The sequence below is a fragment of the Parvularcula oceani genome (assembly GCF_000733125.1).
GTDB lineage: Bacteria > Pseudomonadota > Alphaproteobacteria > Caulobacterales > Parvularculaceae > Parvularcula > Parvularcula oceani.
The window spans coordinates 24,096-43,894 of sequence record NZ_JPHU01000004.1 but is presented as its reverse complement, the minus strand read 5'-3'; the positions used below and the strand labels follow the sequence as shown (position 1 = coordinate 43,894).

The window sequence follows — 19,799 nt, the reverse complement described above, 5'->3', positions numbered from 1 at the left end:
TACGGGATAGTTGCGTTCGAAGAGCGAGCAGCAAGAGGGCGCTTCGTGAGCCGACTCTCGAACAGGATACGGCGCGTCTTCGAAACCCGTTACGGGATCGCCGTCGTGCTCCTCGCGCTCGCGGCGACCGCGAGCTTCGCCACATCGATCTTTCTGGGGCGCATGGAAAGCCACCGGGCGGAGGCCGTTGCCGAGGTGGCCGAACAGCGCGCCCTGTCCCAGCGCATCGCGTTCCTGGTGTCGGCGCTGGAGGCCGATCCGGCCCGGCGCAGCCTGTTCGACGAGCTGATGCTCAGCGTCGAGCGGATGGAGGCGGCCCATGACGAGCTCACTCTGCGCGGCGGCGACAGCGATCTGCGCGATTTCCTCGAGCCGATCCAGGGCGTCTATTTCGCCGGCTATCTTCCCTTCGACAGCGAGGTCCTGCGCTTTCTTGAATCGGCGAGGACCATCGCCGCGCTGGAGCCGGACACCGACGCCTGGGCGGCGGCGAAGCCGCTTCGCGACAGCGTCATCGCGGCGGGCACCGATTCCATGCTGCAGACCCACGGCCTGATGATCCGCATCATGCAGGTCGAGGCCGAGCGCGCAGCCGCGCATCGCAGGACGGTCGACCACATCCTCTATGCCGCGATCCTCGTTCTTCTCCTCCTGGTCACGCTCGGCCTCTTCCGCCCGATGAGCCGGATGATCGCGAGCAGTTTCGCCGACATGGAAGAGGCGGAGGCGCGCGCCAAGCTCGCAGCCGAGGAGGCGGCGATGGCCAATGCCGCGAAGGGGCGGTTCTTCAGATCCGCCAGCCATGAGCTCAAGACGCCGCTCAATGCCATTCTCGGCTTCACCGACGTGCTGGAGGCGCAGATCGAGGGCGAGGCCCAGGTGGATGCTCTCGATCAGATGCGGCTGGCGGGCGAGCACCTCGCCTCTCTCGTCGATCTCATCCTCGACACCCACCGCGCCGACGAAGGCACGCTGCGGCTCGAGGACACCGAATTCCTGCTGCATGAACCGCTCGCTGCGGCGGCGCGCATCGCCGAGGGGCTGGCCGCCCGCAAGGGCATCGTCTTCGAGAGCATGCTGGACGTTTCCCAGACGGCGAAGGCGCGCGGCGATGCCACGCGCCTCCGCCAGGTCTGCCTCAACCTGCTCGACACGGCGCTGCGCACGGCCGAGGCCGGGCCGGTGCGCTTCGCCGTCGCGGTCGAGGACGAGGACGAGGATCCGGCGCGGCTGGCCGTTTCGGTGTCCGCGAGCAGTCCGAAGATCGCGCAGGAGCAGCTTTCTGCGGCTACGGGAGACGTCTCCGCCGAGCAGCAGCTTCTGGCGGATGCCGGGAGCGGGCTCGGCCTCAGCCTCGCGCTGAGCCGCTATCTCGTGGACCTCATGGACGGCGAGATGACCCTCGCAGGGGACGAGGCGGATGCCGCGATCCGGCTTCGCCTGCCGCTCGACCTCGTCCGGCCGGCCGTCCCGGCCTTGCCCTCAGGCAGCGGCGAGGCGCCGCTGAAGGTCCTGATCGTCGACGACAACATGCCCAATCGGATGGTGGCGGAGGCCCTGGTCGGGCTCGCCGGCGCCGAAACCGTCCTCTGCGCCGACGGCAAGGAGGCGGTCGCGGCGGCCGCGGAATCGCCCTTTGATGTCATCCTCATGGATATCTCCATGCCCGTGATGGACGGCATCGCGGCAACTCAGGCCATTCGCCGCGGCGGGGGGCTCAACGCCTCGACGCCCATCATCGCCGTGACCGCACACGTCTCGCGCCAGGAGGTGGAGGAAGTCCTCGCAAAGGGCCTCGATGCCGTGATCCACAAACCCATCAACAAGGGCGTCATCGAGGAGGTGCTGCTTCGCTGGACGGGCGATCCGCAGGCCCGCCAGGACGTCGGCGAACGGAGCTGCGCATGACCGCGCTTCTGCTGGCGCTTCTGGCGTTTCTCGATCCGGTGCAGGCGTCCGAGCCGCAGGACGGGCCGCTCACGGTGACGGGTTCGTCCACCGTCGCACCCTATGCGCTGGCGGTCGCGGCGCAGGCGCCGGCGGGCGACGTGCTGGTCGAGCAGAGCGGCACCGCCGCAGGCATCGCGGCGCTTTGCCGGGCCGAGGGCGCGGCCGCTGACCTCGCAGGCGCCTCGCGGCCGATCCGCGAGGCAGAGCTTGCAGCCTGTCACGCCGCCGGCGTCGCGACGATCGTCGAGGTCGAGCTGGGGCTGGACGGGATCGTTCTCGCCCAGGCCGAGACCGCCTCCGATCTGCGCCTGTCGCCGCGGGATCTGTTCCTCGCGATCGCCCGGTCGGTTCCTGCCGGAGGGGAGAGCTGCCGGCTCGTTTCGAACAGGACGATGCGCTGGCAGGATGTCCGGCCGGATCTGCCCGACCGTCCGATCCTCATCTACGGCCCCCCGACGAGCTCGGGTACGCGCGACATGATCATCGAGCTCGCCGTCAAGGAGGGGGCGCGCAGCCTGCCTTGCATGGCGCAGCTCGAGGACCGCGAGCCCGAGGCCTTCGAAGCCGCGGTTGATCCGCGGACCGACGGGCCCTGGATCGATGCGGGCGAGAGCGACGGCGCCATCGCCTACACGCTGACCCGCACGCCTGACGCGATCGGCATTTTCGGAATGGACCACGCGAAGAAGCAGGAAGGCCTCGTCACCCTCTCTTTCGGCGGGGTCCATCCGACCCCCTCGACGATCTCGACCGGGCGCTACCGGCTGACCCGGCCGCTCTTCCTCTATACGACGGCGCGCACCCTGACCCAGGACGAGCGCACGGTGCGGTTCGTGAAGGCCTTCCGCAAGGAAGCCAGCGGCGACGAGGGGCACACCTCGCTCGCGCGCATGGGCCTCGTCCCGCGCGAAGAGGCGGGGGCGCGCTTCATCGAGACGGCGACGGGCGAAGCGACCCCGGTCGCCCTCGGCAACTGACCTGGCGGGGACGCCGGCCCGGCCTCAGCCGCAGATCTCCATGAGGAGGCCGCGGGCATCACGCCCGCCATCGCCGAGCCGCCACGCCGTGCCCTGCGCCAGCGCCTGTCCCGTCAGCGCCAGTACAGCGGCATCGAGCACGTCGTCGGGCGCGACCGCCTTGCGCGGATGGGCTTCCTCTACGGCGGCGAGAAGGTCGAGCATACCGGCTGCGCCATGACGGCGGAGAAGGTCGATCCGCCTCACCAGGCCGCTGGCGCTGCGCTTTGGCCATTCGAGCGGAACCCCGGCCAGCCGCGTGAAGGCCAGCTCGGGATGGCCTTCGAGAATGCGCGTCTGGCGGTCGGGCGTGAGCGCCCGGTCGGCCTCCCGCACCTTGGGGAGGATCGCGAAGCTCTGCCGCGAGAGGCCTGTTGGCGGCGTCTGCTGACGGCCGAGGCGCTGGGCCTCGGCATAGGTCTGCGCATCGAGCATGCCCCGCGAGGGAGCGGGAAACACGCTCGATCGGCGCGGCCCCAGTCGGGCGCGCGCCGCCGCGTCGCAGGCTCTCGGACCGCCTGCCGGAAGACCGATCGGAATGTCGATGACGATGGCCGATGCGTCCTGCGCGATGGCCGCATCGAGCAGCGTGTTCAGGCTTGGGAACAGGCCCCAGCGCAAGTCGAGCCGCGGGGCGCTTCCGGTCGCGCCGCCGCAACCCTGGGCAGGAGCGGCGCCCACGGCAATCCACCCGGACGGGCATCCATCTACCCCAAGGCTGTGAACGCGCCCTGATTCGCCTCTTTGAGTTGCTGGCATGGGCATTGCGACCTCTCAATCGTGAATCAAAGGTGTACGACGCGGGCGGCTGAGGTTATGCTCTGCATGTCGGTGCGTACTCCACCACGGATGAGGGAACCCGGATGAGAGCGGCAGGCGCGACGAAAGACCAGAGACCGGGCGACGAGGCGGGGCGGATCGGCCCCTTCGTTCGCTCGAAGATGTTTGCCAACCTCTTCGCGAACGGGATGGAGCTGGTCGAGGAAACGGCCAACTATCTCGACAATGACGGACGGAAGGCGTCGCGCGATCTCAGCCGCGAAGCCGCGCTCGCCTATGCGGGCGTGTCCATGCGCCTCACCACGCGCCTGATGCAGATCGCCTCCTGGCTGCTCGTCCTGCGCGCCGTGCGCGAGGGCGAGATGACCCAGTCCGAAGCGCGGGACGACAAATACCGCATTGGCCCGATGGAGCGCCGCCCCGCCAGCGAGCCTGCCGCGGGCATGCCGCGGGACCTTCAGGCCCTCATCGCGCAGACCGACACGCTCTATGCGCGGATCACCCGCCTGGATCATGATCTCTTCGCATCCGAAGAAGAGGCCGCGCCTGCGACGAACGACGCCGCGGGACAGCTCGCCGTCCTGCGCGACGCCTTTCCCGGCGCCTGAACCCGCCCGCATTTGTCTCCGTACCCGCATGATGCGGATACGGAGACGTTCGTCAGAACCAGTCGACCTGCTTGTTGGGCGGCGGCGTCTCGCCGGTCCGGGCATAGCATATGGCGCCCTCCACTGAGGCGAGAAGCTCGTTCGACTGGAAGGGCTTGCTCAGTACGCCCAGCGCCAGCTCCGAATTGGCGACGCCTTCCCTGTTCTGCCCGGTGACGAAGAGGGAAGGAACGTTCATCCGCTGCAACGCCTCGGCCAGATCGAGGCCGCTATCCCCGCCATAGAGGTCGATATCGACCAGCGCCAGCGACGGCGCCTCGTCGGCGGCGAGCTCCAGCGCGGGCGCGATCTGGGCGAAGGGGCCTGCCACCCGGTACCCCGCCGTTTCGAGATCGGACTGGATCATCATTCCGATCAGGGCATTGTCTTCGGCGATGAGGATGAGGGGAGCGGTCACCTGATGTCCTGACGCGGCATTGGAGCTGTGAGGCTTACGGACAGCCCCTCGGCGGCATAGTCGAATTCGGCCTCGCCGCCATAGCTGCGCATGGTGGCGTCGATGAAACTCACGCCGTACCCGGCTCGCTCCGGCTGGGTGACCGGCGGTCCGTTCCGCTCCTGCCAGCAGAGGCGGAGGCTCTGCGCGTCGCTGTCTTTCCAGCTCAGAGTCACGCGCCCTTCCTCGGCCTGCAGCGCGCCGTGCTTCGACGCGTTCGTCGCCAGCTCGTGCATGATGAGGGCGATGGACTGCGCGATCTCGGCAGGCAGATGAAGAGAGGCCGGCGCGGGCTCGAAGCTGATCGCCTGGCGGTAAGGCGTCAGCACGCCTTCGAGAATCTCCTCCAGCGAGGAGGCGCCGTAATCGCTCTCGTAGAGGACGGCGTGCACGGCCGCCATCGCCGAGAGGCGTCCCTGGAACGTCTCCGCGAAGCTCTCGAGGCTCTCGGCCTTCCGCGCGGTCAGCCCGAACAGGGCCTGAACCGTGGCGAGGATGTTCTTGACCCTGTGGTTGAGCTCGCGGCGAAGCTCGCTCTGCTTGGCGATATAGTCCCGCAGCGCGTATTGGCGCAGGCGCGAACGGCGCATGGCCTCGACCGCGCTTTCGAGCTCGGACACGCGGATCGGTCTTTGCAGCACCAGCGGCTTCGCGCGGGGCAGCACGCTTTGCAGCTTCGACAGCGCATCGGCGGTGTTGCCATAGGCATCGACAAGAAGAATGAGCGGCAACTCGGACCAGGGCGGCTGATCCTCGAGGCTGTCGCCGAGGATCGAGATGACATCGGCGGTCAGCGCTTCCTGCGTCAGAAGGAGCACGCCGATCTGTTCCGGCTCATGGAAGGCGGAACGAAGGCTTTCGGTGTCCTCGGCGATGCGGACCTCGTCTTCGAGACCGGCGAGCGCATCATGCAGCAGGATGCTGTCGCGTCCTGCCGGCGCCCGCACCCACACCCGAACCGGTTGCATCACCTGTCCGCCGCCTCAATCGTAGTCGGAGGGGGAGGCCGGGCCCGGCGGCGGCGGAACGAACTTCTGAAGGGAGATCCCCTTCGCGTCGATCTTCAATTGCTGGATGTCGAGATCATGCGGCCCGTGCCGTTTCTTGACGATCGATATCGTGCGCCGGATCCTCGCCGGCCATTCGAACATGCGCAGGAAGATCACCGTGTCGCCGAGGAAGCTGACATCCACTTCCGTGCTCATGCCGTGGCCGAGGAGGCCCCGCTGCGCGACCACGAGGATCGTCAGGACGTTGCGCCGGGCGAGGTATTTCAGCAGGAGCTGGATCTGGATGATCGCCTCTTCCGCATGCGGAAGACCCGTGATATAGCCCGTGAAGCTGTCGATGACGACGACCCGCGTGTCGTTCTCGTCGACCGAGCGAAGCGCCATTTCGTTGAACTGGCCCTGGCTGATCTCCGTCGGATTGAAATCATAGACCTGCAAATGCCCGTCATCGGCGAATTCCCGCAACGGGAAGCCCAGCCCTTCGGAGCGGCGGAAGAAGGTCTCGGGCCGCTCCTCGAAGAGGAACATCGCGGCGTTCTCGCCGCGCTTCAGGGTCGCGTAGAGATAGAGCGACGCCAGAGTGGACTTGCCCGTGCCCGCCTGTCCGATGATCAGAGAGGTGGTGCCCGGCTCGAGCCCGCCGCCGAGCATGTCGTCGAGCGCCTGCACGCCCGACTGGACGAGCGGTCCGCCTGTCTCTTCCGGCGTGAGGTGCGGCACGACGCGCGGAAAGACGACGACGCCTTTCTCGGCGAGGATATCCATGTCGTGATAGCCGTCGAAGAAGTCGACGCCGCGCATCTTCGAGACGTCGAGGCGCCGCCGGGCCTGCCCGTATTGGGGCAGCTCGCGCTCGAGCCGGAAGATGCCGTGCACCAGGCTCTCGATCTCCGTGTCGGCGGCCGCACTGGGGGCGACATCGATGAAGATCGTCGCGATCTCGCGCTCATGCAGCATCTGCTTGAGGGACAGGAGCTCGCGCTGGAAGCGGATCTCGTCGCGCGACAGCTGCCGGACCTCGACCAGGCTGTCATAGACCAGCCTCTGCGGCGCGTGCTCTTCGATCGCTTGAACGACGGCCGCCTTGGTGGCGTCGAGCCGCACATCCATCGGATAGAAGATGGTCTGATCGGTCGCGTCGGCTGCTTCGGTCTGCAGCTCGATGATGAGGATGCCGTCGAGGGACCAGCCATGGCTGGCGGCGATCATCTCCAGCTCGTAGCGCGTCTGCGACAGCGTGACGAAGAGGCAAGTCTCGCCCTGCGCCACGCCTTCGAGAAGGAATTGCAGCGCCATGGTCGTCTTGCCGGTGCCGGGCGCCCCCTGCAGCAGATAGGTGTAGCGGCCGGGGAGGCCGCCGCCGAGGACATGGTCGAGATTCGGGACGCCGGTGGAAAGGCGGCTTGCAGATGTCACACGCGGCTCCGCGTCAGTGGCGAGGATGGTGGCGGGACGAGAATTCCCGCATAGGCACTGGATTTACGGTATTCGATGACTGTCCCGCAATGAAAGCGGTCAGGCAACCCCTCCGCCAGGGAAATGCGGTTTTTCGCCTGCGCTGAAGAGCCCCCTTGCGCAACCGTCTCCGCCTCAGCCAGTTTCCCTCTCGAGCATACCCAATGATCGGAGACTTCCATGGCTGACGCCCTCGCAGAGTTCCGCACCGCCACGAGAGACTGGCTCGAGGCGAACACCCCGAAGGAGATGCGCGGCGAGTTCGACCCCGAAAAGGATGCCTGCTGGGGCGGACGGAAATGGCAGTTCACCTCCGAGGCCCAGAAGGACTGGCTCGAGCGCATGGCGGCGGAGGGCTGGACGGTGCCGACCTGGCCAAAGGAATATGGCGGCGGCGGCCTCTCCAAGGAGGAGGCCAAGGTGCTGCGGGAGGAGATGGAGCGCATCCAGGCCAAGCCGCCGCACACCAATTTCGGCATTTCCATGCTCGGGCCGGCGCTTCTGAAATTCGGCACCGAGGAGCAGAAGAAGCACTATCTGCCGCCGATCGCGCGGGGCGAGCTGCGCTGGTGCCAGGGCTATTCCGAGCCCGGCGCCGGGTCCGACCTCGCCAGCCTCAAGACCAAGGCGGAGGACAAGGGCGATCACTGGCTGCTCAACGGTCAGAAGGTCTGGACCAGCTATGCCGACGAAGCGGACATGATCTTCTGCCTCGTCCGTACCGACAATTCGGGACCCAAGCATCACGGCATCTCCTTCATGCTGTTCGACATGGAGACGCCGGGCGTCAGCACGAAGCCGATCAAGCTGATCTCGGGCCGCTCGCCCTTCTGCGAGACCTTCCTCGACGACGTGAAGGTGCCGAAGACGGGGCTCGAAATCGTCGGTGAGCTGAACAAGGGCTGGGATGTCGCCAAATACCTCCTGACCCATGAGCGCGAGATGATTTCCGGCATGGGCATGTTCGGGACACGGACGATCGGGCAGCTGGCCGCCCAGGAACTCGGCACGGACGATGCGGGGCATATCGAGGACGCGATGCTGCGCGCACGCGCGGCGCAGACGGACCTCGACGGCTGGGCCTTCATGACCCTGATGCGGTCGGTCAGCGACCGGGCCAAGGCGGGCCAGAGCCTCGGCGCCGCTTCGTCCATGCTGAAATATTACGGCACCGAGCTGAACAAGCGCCGCCTCGAGATGATGATGGATATCGGCGGCTCGGACGAACTCGAATGGGAAACCGAGCGGACCGATGACGGCAAGCGCGCCCGCGGCTGGCTGCGCACGAAGGCGAATTCGATCGAAGGGGGCACGTCTGAGGTGCAGCTCAACATCATCGCCAAGCACATGCTGGGCCTGCCGAACGCCTGAGGCGGTTCAGACGCGCCAAGTCGCCGGCCTGAACAGCAGGAGCACGGCCAGGATCTCGACCCGCCCCATCCACATGCAGAAGGTGAGGATGAGGCGGGTCGCCACCGGCATGTCGCCGCTGCTGAGGCCGGATGTCAGGCCGACATTGTTCAGGGATGACGACCACTCGAAGATCGCGTCGAGCGGGGCGTGACCGACCGCGATCAGGCCGGCGCAGCCGATGACGCTGAGCCCGATCCAGAACCCGATGAGGCGGAGCACGGTTCCCGCGTCTCCGCCCGGCGGCGTCTGCCGGCTCATGCGGTGGCCGAGCAGGGCATAGACGAAAAGAGCGAGGGTCACGAACCGCGCGAGCTTGATGCCGCCTGCCGTCGAGCCGACATCGCCGCCGATATACATGATCACGGCCAGAACCGCTTTCGACGAGGCTTCCAGCTCCGGCACGGACAGGGTGGAGAAGCCGGTCGTCGTCTGGGCGGACATCGCCACCTGCATCGCATCGAAGAGCGCCACCGGGGCGGAGGCCCTCACCTGCATCCAGTATATCAGGCCTCCGGCAGCGGCCGAGAGCGCGAGGAGGGCGCCGGCCACGGCTAGGAGCTTGCGCAGCCCCTCGCCCGAGAGGAGGGGGCGCAGATAGTCTGAGAGTGCGATGGCGCCGAGCAGCGCGAACCCCATCAGGCAGACAGTACCGAGCTGCGGCAGGCTCTCGAGGCTGTCGTTCAGGGGCGAAAAGCCCGCCGTGCTCACGCTCGTCAGGCCATGCAGCAGCGCGTTCTCCACCGAAACGCCCGCAGCGGAGGTCAGGCCGATGCAGATCAGCGTCAGCGCGATATAGACATAGCTCACCTGCCGCGCCCGGATCCTGAGGTCGGGCTGGTCTTGGCCCTCGTCTCCGGCATCGTCCGCCACATCCGACTCCGCCATCTCCTGGGCCTTGCGGGCGCCGCGGGGCAGGAGCGCGACGGTGAGCGTGACGATCACATAGCCGCCGATCCACTGCTGCCACGCCCTCAGGAATTTCAGCGCGAAGCTCTGCGTCTCGATATCGGCATAGCGGGTCAGGCCGGTCGCCGTGACGCCCGACATGCCCTCAAAGGCGGCGTCGAGAAGCGAGAGGCCGTGGGTGAGGTGAGGGCCGCTCGAGACGAGGAGGGCGAGAGGGAAGACGAGGGCGACCGCCACCGCGTTCTCGGCCGTGGTGGCGGTCTGGGCGGGCTTCCGTCGCAGGCCCGGCAGGCTGAGAAGCGCCGTGAGGACCCCGAAGGGCAGGAGCGGCCAGACGAGGCTCCAATCCGCATCCACCGCGCCCACCATCGCCGGGGGCAGGGTCAGGAGGGTCAGGACCGGCATGAAGCGCAGGAGGAGGACGAGCGTCCTTCGCACCCGCACTTCATGGGAGGGCGGCACGAGCGGCCGGCGCGCTAGCGGGCGTCGCTCTCGCTTTGCCGGATCGTGTCTCTCGGCGCTGTCGTGCCGAAATGCGGCCGGACATCGACGCTGGGCCGACCGAACACGATGCCCTGGCGCGCCTTGATGGCGGGTTCGAACCCGTCATAGGCCGAGCGGATCAGCGCGACGCGCGACAGCATGATGCCGAAGACGAGCTTCGAGGTGATGTCGGCGGTCGTGTAGATGAACTGCCGGAAGACCATGCCGTCATTGGTCGGCCAGATCGCGGGCAGGACATAGCCGATCGTGTACAGCGTCCAGGTGGCGACCAGGAAGATGCCGATGCGGCCCATCTCCTTGCGGGCCCGGTCGGGGACCTCGCCCACCATGTTGTGGGTCAGGGTCATCACCTTGTAGTTGATGTAGATGAAGGGAAGCGTGCTGACGAAGCCCCACACCCAGAAGGGATAGGAGTTGCGTCCCTCGGTCAGCCCCGCGACCTGCGGCTCCCAGAATTGTCCGATATAGCCGGTATAGACCATGACGAGGCCGGCGAGGGTGAGCTTCCACCAGTTCGACCAGAACGCGGCGCCGGTGAGGCCGACGACGACCAGGAGCTGCGTCAGCAGCATCGGCACGTCGATCGACCAGTTGATGTAGCGATAGCCGTTGGAGAACATCGTGTCCGCGACCGGCACATAGGCGTTGATGCCTCCCGCCTCGATCCCGGGCAGGACGCTGGCGCCTGCGGGGCTGGTCGGCACGGACTCGAAGCTGCTCTGCCAGGACGTGAAGAGCTGGAAGATCTCGTAGGTCGCCGAAACCATGACCACGGCCGACAGGACGGAAGATATCCTGTACCAAGGCGCGGTATTGCGCATCGACAGCACAAAATAGACGAAGCCGGCTGCAAAACATGCGACTGTCAGCGTGAACAGGTGGCGGACCAGCTCATATTGCCAGTGCTCGTAAGTCAGGAAGTTCTCTAGATTGGGCATCGGCCACTCCTTGCGCGATGTCACGGGACCTAGACGGCAATTCGGTGCCGGCGACCGCAGGAGCTGCACAAGAGTGTGACCGAACGCCGCGCCGAAGTGTTAAGGGCGCGATCTCAACGCAAAACACGCGTCGGCCTCTCTCTCGTGAAGGAATCGAACGCTTTGTCTTCTGGGTTGTTCGCTCAGTGATAGCGAAAGGAGGACGAAATGGCCGACCCCAAGACTCCAGGAACGACGCCGGGTACTCAAACCGGGCCCGGCGCCACGGGAACGACCACGACCAACACGACTGCGGGGACGACCGGGAATCCCACTCAGGCCAACTATAACGCCGAGGCCGTGCGGGTGAGCGATACGGGCACGACCGCCCACACCCACAAGGACAATTCGGCGAAGAAGGGCCTCATCGTGGGCATTCTGACCTTCCTCGGCCTGGCCCTGATCGACTGGCTGGTCGGTCCGGCGGCCTCCGATGCCGAGTCGCTGACCTTCGGCGAGACGATCATCTACGCGATTGTCGGCCTGATCGTGGGCTGGGTCGTCAAGCTGATCGACAAGTCGCGGCAGAAGAAGACGCATCACGCCTGAACCGGCTGAAGCGCGACGCTTGCGAGGCCGCAGATCCGGGAAGCCGGGCCTGCGGCCTTCTTGCGTAAGGAGGGCGCTTCGACAGGGCGGGGATCGGGCGGAATCGGCCGAGCCCGGAGCGGCTTCGGGCCTGGCCAATTTCGGCAAACCCGAACTTCGAAGCTACTGCTGCACCCCAACTTTTCCCGAAATCGACAGGCACACCGCTTTTTTCGCCCCGAATGGCGCGGCAGCCTGCGCAAAGGGGTTGCGGCGCGGGCGGCGGTCAGCAAGCTACGGCCCCAGCAGATGATGGGGTGAATGCATGGCGCTCGTCCTCGACGAAGAGCAGGAAATGCTGCGCGATTCCGCGCGCGGCTTCATCTCGGAGAAGTCGCCGGTCTCGGCGCTTCGCCGATTGCGGGACGAGGACGATCCGGACCGCTTCGACCGCAAGCTCTGGGCCGAGATGGCCGAAATGGGCTTCGCCGGGATCCTCGTGCCCGAAGAGCATGGCGGATCGGGTTTCGGCTTTGTCGGGGCCGGCGTCGTCGCCGAGGAGATGGGCCGCACATTGACGGCCAGCCCCTATCTGTCGACCTCCGTCATGGCCGCGACCGCGCTGTCGCGCTTCGGCACGGACGAGCAGAAGGGCGAGCACCTGCCAAAGATCGCTGGCGGCGAGGCTTTCTTCGCATTGGCGGTGGATGAGGGACGCAAGCACGCTCCCGCGAAGACGGCGATGGAGGCGGCCCGTTCGGGCAATGGCTTCAAGCTGTCGGGCCGCAAGACCTTCGTCGCCGATGGCGGCTTCGCCGATCAGATCCTCGTCGCCGCGCGCACCGGCGGCAGTGCGGGCGAAAAAGACGGCGTGACGCTGTTCGTAGTGGACGCCAAGGCGAAGGGGCTGAGCCGCGAGACGATGCGCACCGTGGACGAGCGGGCCTATGCGCGGCTCGACTTCGACGGGGTCGAGGTCGATGGCAGCGCCGTCCTCGGCGAGGTCGATGGCGGCTTCGCGGCTTTGGAGACCGTCCTGAACGCCGGGCGCGCGGGCCTTGCCGCCGAGATGACCGGTGCGGCGGACGCGGTGTTCCACACCACCAACGAATACCTCAAGGAGCGCAGCCAGTTCGGCGCGCCGATCGGCAGCTTCCAGGCGCTCCAGCACCGGGCCGCGCACCTTCTGACCGAGATCGAGATGGCGAAGGCGGTCACTCTCCAGGCGCTTCAGGCGCTGGACGGCGAGATCGAGACGGCGGGCGCGACGGTCAGCCTCGCCAAGGCCAAGGTCGGGCAGGTGGCAAAGCTCGCCAGCCAGGAAGCGGTGCAGATGCATGGCGGCATCGGCATGACCGACGAATACGATATCGGCTTCTACATGAAGCGGATCCGCGTCGCGCAGGAATGGCTCGGCGATCCCGACTTCCACAATGGCCGCCTGGCCGAGATCCTGGGTTACTGATGTCGAGAACCGTTTCACTCGAGGAACTCAAGGCCCTGGTCGGCCAGGAGATCGGCCCGTCCGACTGGCTGACGATCGACCAGTCGCGCATCGACACCTTCGCGGACGTGACCGAGGACCACCAGTTCATCCACGTCGATCCCGAAGCCGCCGCGAAAACGCCGTTCGGCGGCACGATCGCCCATGGCTTCCTGACCCTGTCGCTTCTGTCGGCGATGGTGCCGGACGATTATCCCTTGCCCGAGAACGTGGCGATGGGCGTCAATTACGGCTTCGACAAGGTTCGCTTCGTCCAGCCCGTGCGCTCGGGCCAGCGCGTCCGGAGCCGGCTCAAGCTGCTCGCTTTCGAGGAGCGGGCACCCAAGCAATACCAATCTCGCTGGGACGTCACCGTCGAGATCGAAGGCGGCGAGAAACCCGCGCTGAAGGCCGAGTGGCTCACGCTCGCCTTCGTTCAATAGGAGGAATACCCCATGTCACGCGAAGCCGTCATCGTTTCCGCCGCGAGGACACCCATCGGGAAGGCCTATCGGGGCGCCTTCAACAAGACCGGCGCCGTCGAGCTTGCCGGGCACGCCGTCGGCAAGGCTGTCGAGCGCGCCGGGATCGAGATGGGCCATATCGACGACTGCGTCATGGGCGAGGCGTTGCAGCTTCGCACGGGCGGCATGAACCTCGCCCGCCAAGCGGCGATCCGCGCGGGGCTTCCCTATGAAGTGCCGGGCATGACCATCGACCGGCAATGCGGCTCCGGCCTGATGGCGATCGCCACGGCGGCCAAGCAGATCGTGGCCGACGGCATGCACACGGTCGTCGCGGGCGGCGTCGAGTCGATCTCGACCAACCAGACCCCCGACGCGCAGATCGTCTTCCCGAACGACTGGATCGTGAAGCACCACCCCGCGACCTATATGGCGATGATCGAAACCGCCGAGATCGTCGCGAAGAAGTGGAATGTCAGCCGCGAGGCGCAGGACGAATACGCCTACACCTCGCAGATGCGCACCGCCGAGGCGCAGGAAAAAGGCTTCTACGACGAAGAGATCGCGCCGATGACCGCGGTCATGATGCGCAAGGACAAGGAGACCGGCGAGACCGAGGAGGTCGAGGTCACCCTGAAGAAGGACGAGGGCAACCGCCCGAGCACGACGCTCGAAGGCCTGTCCGGCCTGAAACCGGTCTTCGGCAATGGCCAGCGCGTCAAGGAAGGCGAGTACATTACCGCCGGCAATGCCAGCCAGCTCTCGGACGGCGCGGCGGCGGTCGTGCTGATGGAAGCGAAAGAGGCCGAAGCCGCCGGCAAGACGCCGCTCGGCTATTATCGCGGCATGGCCGTGGCCGGCACCGATCCGTCGGAAATGGGCGTCGGGCCGATCTATGCGATCCCCAAGCTCCTCCAGCGCAACGGCCTCAAGATGGACGATATCGGCCTTTGGGAGCTGAACGAGGCCTTTGCGAGCCAGGTCCTCGCCTGCCGCGACGAGCTCGGCATTCCGCAGGAGCGGCTGAACGTCGATGGCGGCGCGATCTCGGTCGGCCACCCTTACGGGATGAGCGGCGCGCGCATGGTCATGCATGCCCTGATTGCGGGCAAGCGGATCGGCGCGAAATATGTCGTCGTGACCATGTGCGTCGGCGGCGGCCAGGGCGCGGCGGGCCTGTTCGAGGTCGCGTAAGCAGAAATCCCGCTACTCCGCTGCGGCGGAGTAGCCTTCGGGCAGGGAGCCTCCTTCGGGGGCGTTCCGCCTCTGGCGCCTGCGCCGCCGCACGGGCTGGCGGCGCAGCATCCTCCGCAGGCGGGCTTCCAGCACGCTCGGCGCTGCCAGAAGAACGGGCGTCAGGATCAGCGTCAGCAGGGTCGAGAAGGCCAGCCCGTAGACGATGGCGCTCGACAGCAGCACCCACCAGTCCGACGTCGCATTGCCGATGCCGATCACGCCGCGGCGGAAATCGATGTCGAGTTCGAACACCATGGGCAGGAGGCCGATGATCGTCGTGCCCGTGGTCAGCAGAACCGGGCGCAGGCGCTGGGCCGCCGTCCGGACAACCGCTTCCTGCACCGGCAGTCCCGCCCGGCGGAGCGACTGATAGGTGTCGATCAGCACGATATTGTTGTTCACCACGATGCCCGCCAGCGCGACGATGCCGACGCCGGTCATGATCACCGAAATGTACTGACCGGTCACCGCGACACCGAACAGGACGCCGAAGACCGACAGGACCACCGCCGAAAGCGTCAGCGCGGCATGGTAGAAGCTGTTGAACTGCAAAAGCAGGATGACCCCGATCATCACCATGGCGGCGGTCATCGCGCCCTTGAAGAAGGCGGTGGAGGCGTCGCGATCCTCCGACGCGCCGCGCAGGCGCCACTGAACGCCCGGCACGGCCTCTTCGAGGGCGCCGCTTTCGAGCCATTGCGTGGCCAGCTCGATCGCGCGGTCCTGGCTGACCTCGTGGCCGGGGACCCTGTCCGAACCGTTCGCCTGCAATTCGAGAATGCGGTTTCCGTTCCGCCGCACGACGCGGTCGACCTGCGCCACCGGCTGGCGGGTCACGAAGTTCGAAAGCGGAACGAGGCCTTCGCGGGTCGGGATGCGAATCCGCGTCAGCTCGGACAAAGAGCGTGCATCCGCGGGATAGCGCAGCCGGACATCGAGCTCTTCCTCGGCATCGTCCGGGCGGTATTTGTCGATCAGGAGGCCGTCCGTGACGAGCTGCACCGCCGCGCCGACATCCATGACCGAGACGCCGTAGCGCCCGGCCTCTTCGCGGTCGACGTCGAGGCGCCATTCGACGCCGGGCAGGGGGCCGTTATCCTCGATATCGGCGAAAGCGGGCACGGTCCGCCCCGCGACCTCCGCTGTCGCCCGATCGAGGAAGCGGTGCACGAGCGCCGCGGCTTCGGGCAGCGCCTCCTGCGGCCCGCGAAGCTCGATCTGGACATCCTTGCCCGATTGCGGGCCGGATTCCGGCTGGCGGATCTCCAGCACCACGCCCGGCACGCCGCGGGTGAGGGCGCGCAGCTCGGACAGGACCTGCAGGCTGTGGACCCGCTCCGCATAGGGAAGGAGATCCAATGTGAGCTGCGCGATGCTCTCGGCCGGGGCCTCGCGGGAGCGGGCGACCTGCGGGCCGGTCTGCAGATAGATGCTCTCGATCGCGGGATGGCCGGCGATCCGCCCTTCGACTTCCTGCGCGACGTCCAGCACGTCACGCTCCGACAGATTGCCCCGGCCCTGGATGAGGATCATCACCTGTTCGGAATCGTTCCGCAGGAACTGCTCGACCTCCACTTCCGCGCGGGAAAAGGTCACGAGGCATGTCGCCACCGTCAGCGCGCCGAGGCCGATGAACATGACCGGCCGCCGGACGGCATAGGCGGTGAAGCGCGCATAGGCGCCGGTGAAGCCGGACAGGGCCGTGGGGTCGATGCTGCTCATGTCGACCGTGCCCGCCCCGTCCGTCTTGCCGGTCAGGCCGAAGCGGCGCTTCAGGCTCTCGGGAAGGCCGAGAAAGCTGCCGATCAGCGGCAGGAAGATCAGCGCGACGAAGAGCGAGGCCGTCAGGACGAAGATCAGCGTGATCGGAATCCACTTCATGAATTCCCCTTCGAGGTCCTGCCAGAACAGGAAGGGGATGAAAGCGGCGAGGGTGGTCGCGGTGGAGGCGGTGATCGGCCAGAACATGCGCTCCGCCGCCTCCTGATAGGCCTGGCGCCGCGACAGGCCCTCGGCCATGCGCCGGTCGGCGAGCTCGACCACGACTATGGCGCCGTCGACGAGCATCCCCACGGACAGCACCATGGAGAACATGACCAGCATGTTCAGCGTGAAGCCCATCATGCCGATCAGGGCGAAGCCGATCAGGAAGGAGCAGGGGATCGCGACCCCGACCATCAGGGCGGAGCGCAGCCCCAGGGCGCCGACCACGACGATCATCACGAGCAGGATGGCGAGCCCGATCGAGGCCGTGAGCGATCCGAAGATCGACTCGACCAGCGTCGACTGATCCCCGGTGAAGGCGACCGAGAGAGTCGGCGGCCATTCGGCGGCGGCGGCATTCGCTTCGGCCTTCACCGCCTCGGTCACGTCGAGCAGGTTGGCGGCGGAGCGCTTGGAGATATTGAGGCCGATCGCCTGCGCACCGTCGAAGCGGGCGAAGCCCTCGGCATCCTCGAATGTCCGCCTGACCGTGGCGACATCGCCGAGCGTCACGACGCTATCCTCGTCCGCGCGCAGCGGCACGGCGCGGATATCGTCGAGGCTCTTTGCGAGGCCCGGCACCTTCACCGAATAGGACGCGTCGGAGAAGCGGGCGGCGCCTGCCGTCACCAGCGCGTTGTTCGCGCGAAGGGCGGCGCCGATCTCGCTCGCCGACAGGCCGTAATCGCTCAGCGCCTCGGGATCGGCGACGATCTCGACCACCTCGTCCCGCGCGCCCACCATCTCGACTTCGAGAACGCCAGGCAGGGTCGCCAGGCGATCCTCGAGCGACTGGGCGGCCGCGTAGAGCGCCCGCTCCGGCGCGGTGCCGGAGACGACGACCGAGATCACGGGAAACATGGACTGCGCGTTGAGCTCGTTCACGATCGGCTCCAGCGCGGCGGCCGGAAACTCCGTCTTCGCGCGGTCGACCGCTTCGCGGACATCGCTCAGCGCGTCTTCCATATCGGAGGTCGGCTCGAATTCGAGCCGGATCATGCCGAGACCCTCATAGGCGGTGGCATCGGTCTGGATCACGCCTTCGAGGCTCTGCAGCTCCATTTCGGAGGGGCGGATCAGGAGGCGTTCTGCATCTTCGGGCGAGACGCCCGGCAGGGGCAGGAGGACCTGCACGAAGGGCAGGGGAATGTCGGGATCGGCCTCGCGCGGGAGGGTGAGGAAAGAGACGATCCCGAAGCCCGTCAGCACGACGAGCGCCAGCATCACGACCTTGGCCCGGTCGAAGGCGGCCTGGATGAGAGGGTTTCCGCCCACCGGTCAGGTTTCCTCCGCGAAGGCGACGCTCGTGCCGGCAGAGACATAGTCCTGGCCGCGGACGATCACCCGCGCATCGGCGGGAAGACCGGCGACGAAGGCGCCGTCCTCGCGTTCGCCGAGGATGGCGACGGGCTGGAAGGCCACGATGCCTTCGCCATTCGCCGCGTTTTCGACCAGCCGGACGCCGAGACGGCCATCATCGCCGAAGACCAGCGCTGCGCGCGGGACGAAGCTCGCATCCGCATCGCGGCTGACGATTTCGGCCTCGGCGCTGAGACCGTCGCGAAGGTTTTCCGCCTCGACGTCCAGTTCAACGCGGAAGGCGCGCGTTTGCGGATCGGCGACGCTGGCGACGAAGCGCACCGTGGCGGGATAGGTTTCGCCAGCGGTCCTGACGGTGGCGGGGTCGCCGACATCGAGCGCCTCGACCTCTCCCGCATCGACCCCGCCCGCCATGACGGTCCGGGAGAGGTCGGAGACAATCGCGCAGACGCCGCCGGGGGCGAGAAGGTCGCCGGCCTCGACCGGAACCTCGGTCACCGTCCCTTCGAAGGGCGCGCGCAGGGATGTGTTGCGGCTTTCCTCCTCGGCCCGCGCCAGCCGCGCGCGCGCCGCGTCCAGCGCCGCCTGCGCCGTCTCGACGCCCGCCCTCGCCGCGAAGCCTTCCTCGAACAGGCGGCGCGCGGCGTCGAATTCCGTTTGCGCCGCGACGAGCGCTGCGCGGGCTTCTGCCAGACTGGCGCTTCGGCCGTCATCCTCCAGCCGGCAGAGAAGAGCGCCTGCCTCGACCCTCTGTCCCTCTCGGACGGGGATGTCCGCGATCCTGGCGCCTGTCTCGGCGCGGGCGGCGACGCTGCGGACCGCTTCGGTGCGGCCGCGCATGGCGATGGCGAAGGGCCGGGCTTCCTGCTGGACCCTTCGGACGAGAACGGTGAAGGCGTCCTGCTGGTCCGGCGGCGGCGCCGCCGGCTCGGCGCCGCGCATGAGGGTGCCGAATGCGAAATAGCCGATCACCGCAAGCGCGATCGCGCCTGCGGACAGAACAGATGGCGACAGGCCGAACCTGCGCTGTCCCGGACGTCCCCGCCTCACTTTCGTGCCTCCTCGGACCTTTCAGCCCTCTCCCGATAGCACGATATAATTAAGCTTCAGGCGCATCGCAGGGGCGGGAAGCCCGGATACGCTGCATGTAGGCTATTCGCGCGCCTTATCCGTCATCGCCGGGGCGACCGTCCTGCGCGGCGGCGAGCTCCCAGTGCTGCGCCTTGCAGATCGGACCGACACAGCCCTTCACCTCGAGCGTGTCGCCGTCAATGCGCCGCAGCCGGGCGCGATAGGTGTTTCCGTTGCCGGGATGATAAATCGCGCCGCCGCGCCAACCGGTCTTGCCGCTCTCGAAGCCGCTGAGCAGGGTGATGCCCTCGATCGGCCGCCCGCGCAGGGCCTCGTCGGAATTGTGCTCGTCGACGAGCACCTGCGCACGATCCTCGTCCACCCACACGACCCGGCCGCAGGGCGTGCCGTCGCCGCAATCGGCGATGCGGATCAGGCTGTCGCGCTCCGGCGTGTACCAGTCGCCCCAGACATCGCGTTGCGCCGGCGTTCCCGTGTGCATCGTGGCCGCTGCCGCGACGAGACCTGCGAGTGCCAATTTCATGCCTGCCCTCTACCGTTCCGCCCTCAGAGCCGGAACGGTAGAGGTTCGCGCCACG

The 19,799-nt window shown here is 67.2% G+C and carries 17 protein-coding genes; 8 read left to right on the top strand and 9 right to left on the bottom strand.

Features of this window, described 5'->3' with window-relative positions:
• Positions 1 to 45 precede the first annotated feature (45 nt).
• Both IE88_RS0106140 and IE88_RS17185 read left to right on the top strand, forming a co-directional pair.
• Positions 46 to 1,908: a response regulator gene (locus IE88_RS0106140; RefSeq protein ID WP_031551681.1), complete on the top strand. Its 1,863-nt coding sequence runs from the start codon at positions 46 to 48 to the stop codon at positions 1,906 to 1,908.
• Positions 1,905 to 2,927 carry a substrate-binding domain-containing protein gene (locus IE88_RS17185; protein ID WP_051881581.1) on the top strand — a complete coding sequence of 341 codons (1,023 nt, stop codon included), beginning with the start codon at positions 1,905 to 1,907 and terminating at the stop codon, positions 2,925 to 2,927. Before IE88_RS0106140 ends, IE88_RS17185 begins: the two co-directional genes overlap by 4 nt.
• A gap of 24 nt (positions 2,928 to 2,951) precedes the next feature.
• Here the strand turns inward: IE88_RS17185 and IE88_RS0106130 are convergent, their stop codons facing one another.
• A complete protein-coding gene (locus tag IE88_RS0106130) occupies positions 2,952 to 3,725 on the bottom strand; it encodes a DUF429 domain-containing protein (protein WP_272945602.1) in 774 nt (257 codons plus the stop codon).
• 104 nt (positions 3,726 to 3,829) lie between these two features.
• Here IE88_RS0106130 and rcdA point away from each other — a divergent pair, with 104 nt between their 5' ends.
• Positions 3,830 to 4,354, top strand: coding sequence for a protease adaptor protein RcdA (gene rcdA / locus IE88_RS0106125; protein WP_081871473.1), 525 nt, complete (start codon positions 3,830 to 3,832; stop codon positions 4,352 to 4,354).
• A gap of 52 nt (positions 4,355 to 4,406) precedes the next feature.
• Here the strand turns inward: rcdA and IE88_RS0106120 are convergent, their stop codons facing one another.
• Genes IE88_RS0106120 through IE88_RS0106110 form a run of 3 tightly spaced genes read right to left on the bottom strand, consistent with a single transcriptional unit; the run spans position 4,407 to position 7,276 of the window.
• Positions 4,407 to 4,811 (bottom strand): response regulator, encoded by a 405-nt coding sequence (locus IE88_RS0106120; RefSeq protein ID WP_051881579.1) that lies wholly within the window; start codon positions 4,809 to 4,811, stop codon positions 4,407 to 4,409.
• Complete coding sequence (locus tag IE88_RS0106115; RefSeq protein ID WP_031551665.1) at positions 4,808 to 5,818, bottom strand: sensor histidine kinase; 1,011 nt, start codon at positions 5,816 to 5,818, stop codon at positions 4,808 to 4,810. Before IE88_RS0106115 ends, IE88_RS0106120 begins: the two co-directional genes overlap by 4 nt.
• Positions 5,819 to 5,833: 15 nt before the next feature.
• Positions 5,834 to 7,276 (bottom strand): ATPase domain-containing protein, encoded by a 1,443-nt coding sequence (locus IE88_RS0106110; RefSeq protein ID WP_031551662.1) that lies wholly within the window; start codon positions 7,274 to 7,276, stop codon positions 5,834 to 5,836.
• 219 nt (positions 7,277 to 7,495) lie between these two features.
• Here IE88_RS0106110 and IE88_RS0106105 point away from each other — a divergent pair, with 219 nt between their 5' ends.
• Positions 7,496 to 8,686: an acyl-CoA dehydrogenase family protein gene (locus tag IE88_RS0106105; protein ID WP_031551658.1), complete on the top strand. Its 1,191-nt coding sequence runs from the start codon at positions 7,496 to 7,498 to the stop codon at positions 8,684 to 8,686.
• Positions 8,687 to 8,692: 6 nt separating this feature from the next.
• Here the strand turns inward: IE88_RS0106105 and IE88_RS0106100 are convergent, their stop codons facing one another.
• Together IE88_RS0106100 and IE88_RS0106095 are read right to left on the bottom strand one after the other, a co-directional pair.
• On the bottom strand, positions 8,693 to 10,072 hold the full coding sequence (locus IE88_RS0106100) for a TrkH family potassium uptake protein (protein ID WP_156032428.1): 1,380 nt from the start codon (positions 10,070 to 10,072) through the stop codon (positions 8,693 to 8,695).
• Between the two features lie 38 nt (positions 10,073 to 10,110).
• Positions 10,111 to 11,076, bottom strand: coding sequence for a bacteriorhodopsin (locus IE88_RS0106095; RefSeq protein WP_051881578.1), 966 nt, complete (start codon positions 11,074 to 11,076; stop codon positions 10,111 to 10,113).
• A 207-nt stretch (positions 11,077 to 11,283) separates the two neighbouring features.
• Here IE88_RS0106095 and IE88_RS0106090 point away from each other — a divergent pair, with 207 nt between their 5' ends.
• From IE88_RS0106090 to IE88_RS0106075, 4 genes are all read left to right on the top strand, one after another.
• On the top strand, positions 11,284 to 11,664 hold the full coding sequence (locus IE88_RS0106090; RefSeq protein ID WP_031551652.1) for a hypothetical protein: 381 nt from the start codon (positions 11,284 to 11,286) through the stop codon (positions 11,662 to 11,664).
• A 304-nt stretch (positions 11,665 to 11,968) separates the two neighbouring features.
• Entirely contained in the window at positions 11,969 to 13,108 is a 1,140-nt protein-coding gene (locus IE88_RS0106085; protein ID WP_031551649.1) for an acyl-CoA dehydrogenase family protein, read from the top strand.
• Entirely contained in the window at positions 13,108 to 13,569 is a 462-nt protein-coding gene (locus IE88_RS0106080; protein WP_031551647.1) for a MaoC family dehydratase, read from the top strand. The genes IE88_RS0106085 and IE88_RS0106080 overlap by 1 nt, the downstream gene beginning before the upstream one ends.
• Before the next feature lie 12 nt (positions 13,570 to 13,581).
• The gene (locus IE88_RS0106075) at positions 13,582 to 14,784 is read left to right on the top strand and encodes an acetyl-CoA C-acyltransferase (RefSeq protein ID WP_031551644.1); all 1,203 of its coding nucleotides are present in this window, start codon (positions 13,582 to 13,584) and stop codon (positions 14,782 to 14,784) included.
• A gap of 12 nt (positions 14,785 to 14,796) precedes the next feature.
• Here IE88_RS0106075 and IE88_RS0106070 read toward each other — a convergent pair whose 3' ends face one another.
• From IE88_RS0106070 to IE88_RS0106060, 3 genes are all read right to left on the bottom strand, one after another.
• Positions 14,797 to 18,084, bottom strand: coding sequence for an efflux RND transporter permease subunit (locus tag IE88_RS0106070; protein WP_051881577.1), 3,288 nt, complete (start codon positions 18,082 to 18,084; stop codon positions 14,797 to 14,799).
• A gap of 3 nt (positions 18,085 to 18,087) precedes the next feature.
• On the bottom strand, positions 18,088 to 19,179 hold the full coding sequence (locus IE88_RS16380) for an efflux RND transporter periplasmic adaptor subunit (protein WP_156032427.1): 1,092 nt from the start codon (positions 19,177 to 19,179) through the stop codon (positions 18,088 to 18,090).
• Between the two features lie 115 nt (positions 19,180 to 19,294).
• Complete coding sequence (locus IE88_RS0106060; RefSeq protein WP_051881576.1) at positions 19,295 to 19,744, bottom strand: DUF2147 domain-containing protein; 450 nt, start codon at positions 19,742 to 19,744, stop codon at positions 19,295 to 19,297.
• Positions 19,745 to 19,799: the final 55 nt, after the last annotated feature.

Bases quoted from the DNA above. Each gene is read 5' to 3' on its own strand.
- IE88_RS17185 (WP_051881581.1), top strand. From the start codon at position 1,905: ATGACCGCGCTTCTGCTGGCGCTTCTGGCGTTTCTCGATCCGGTGCAG.
- IE88_RS0106130 (WP_272945602.1), bottom strand. From the start codon at position 3,725: ATGCCAGCAACTCAAAGAGGCGAATCAGGGCGCGTTCACAGCCTTGGG.
- rcdA (WP_081871473.1), top strand. From the start codon at position 3,830: ATGAGAGCGGCAGGCGCGACGAAAGACCAGAGACCGGGCGACGAGGCG.
- IE88_RS0106115 (WP_031551665.1), bottom strand. From the start codon at position 5,818: ATGCAACCGGTTCGGGTGTGGGTGCGGGCGCCGGCAGGACGCGACAGC.
- IE88_RS0106105 (WP_031551658.1), top strand. From the start codon at position 7,496: ATGGCTGACGCCCTCGCAGAGTTCCGCACCGCCACGAGAGACTGGCTC.
- IE88_RS0106095 (WP_051881578.1), bottom strand. From the start codon at position 11,076: ATGCCCAATCTAGAGAACTTCCTGACTTACGAGCACTGGCAATATGAG.
- IE88_RS0106090 (WP_031551652.1), top strand. From the start codon at position 11,284: ATGGCCGACCCCAAGACTCCAGGAACGACGCCGGGTACTCAAACCGGG.
- IE88_RS0106085 (WP_031551649.1), top strand. From the start codon at position 11,969: ATGGCGCTCGTCCTCGACGAAGAGCAGGAAATGCTGCGCGATTCCGCG.
- IE88_RS0106080 (WP_031551647.1), top strand. From the start codon at position 13,108: ATGTCGAGAACCGTTTCACTCGAGGAACTCAAGGCCCTGGTCGGCCAG.
- IE88_RS0106075 (WP_031551644.1), top strand. From the start codon at position 13,582: ATGTCACGCGAAGCCGTCATCGTTTCCGCCGCGAGGACACCCATCGGG.
- IE88_RS0106060 (WP_051881576.1), bottom strand. From the start codon at position 19,744: ATGAAATTGGCACTCGCAGGTCTCGTCGCGGCAGCGGCCACGATGCAC.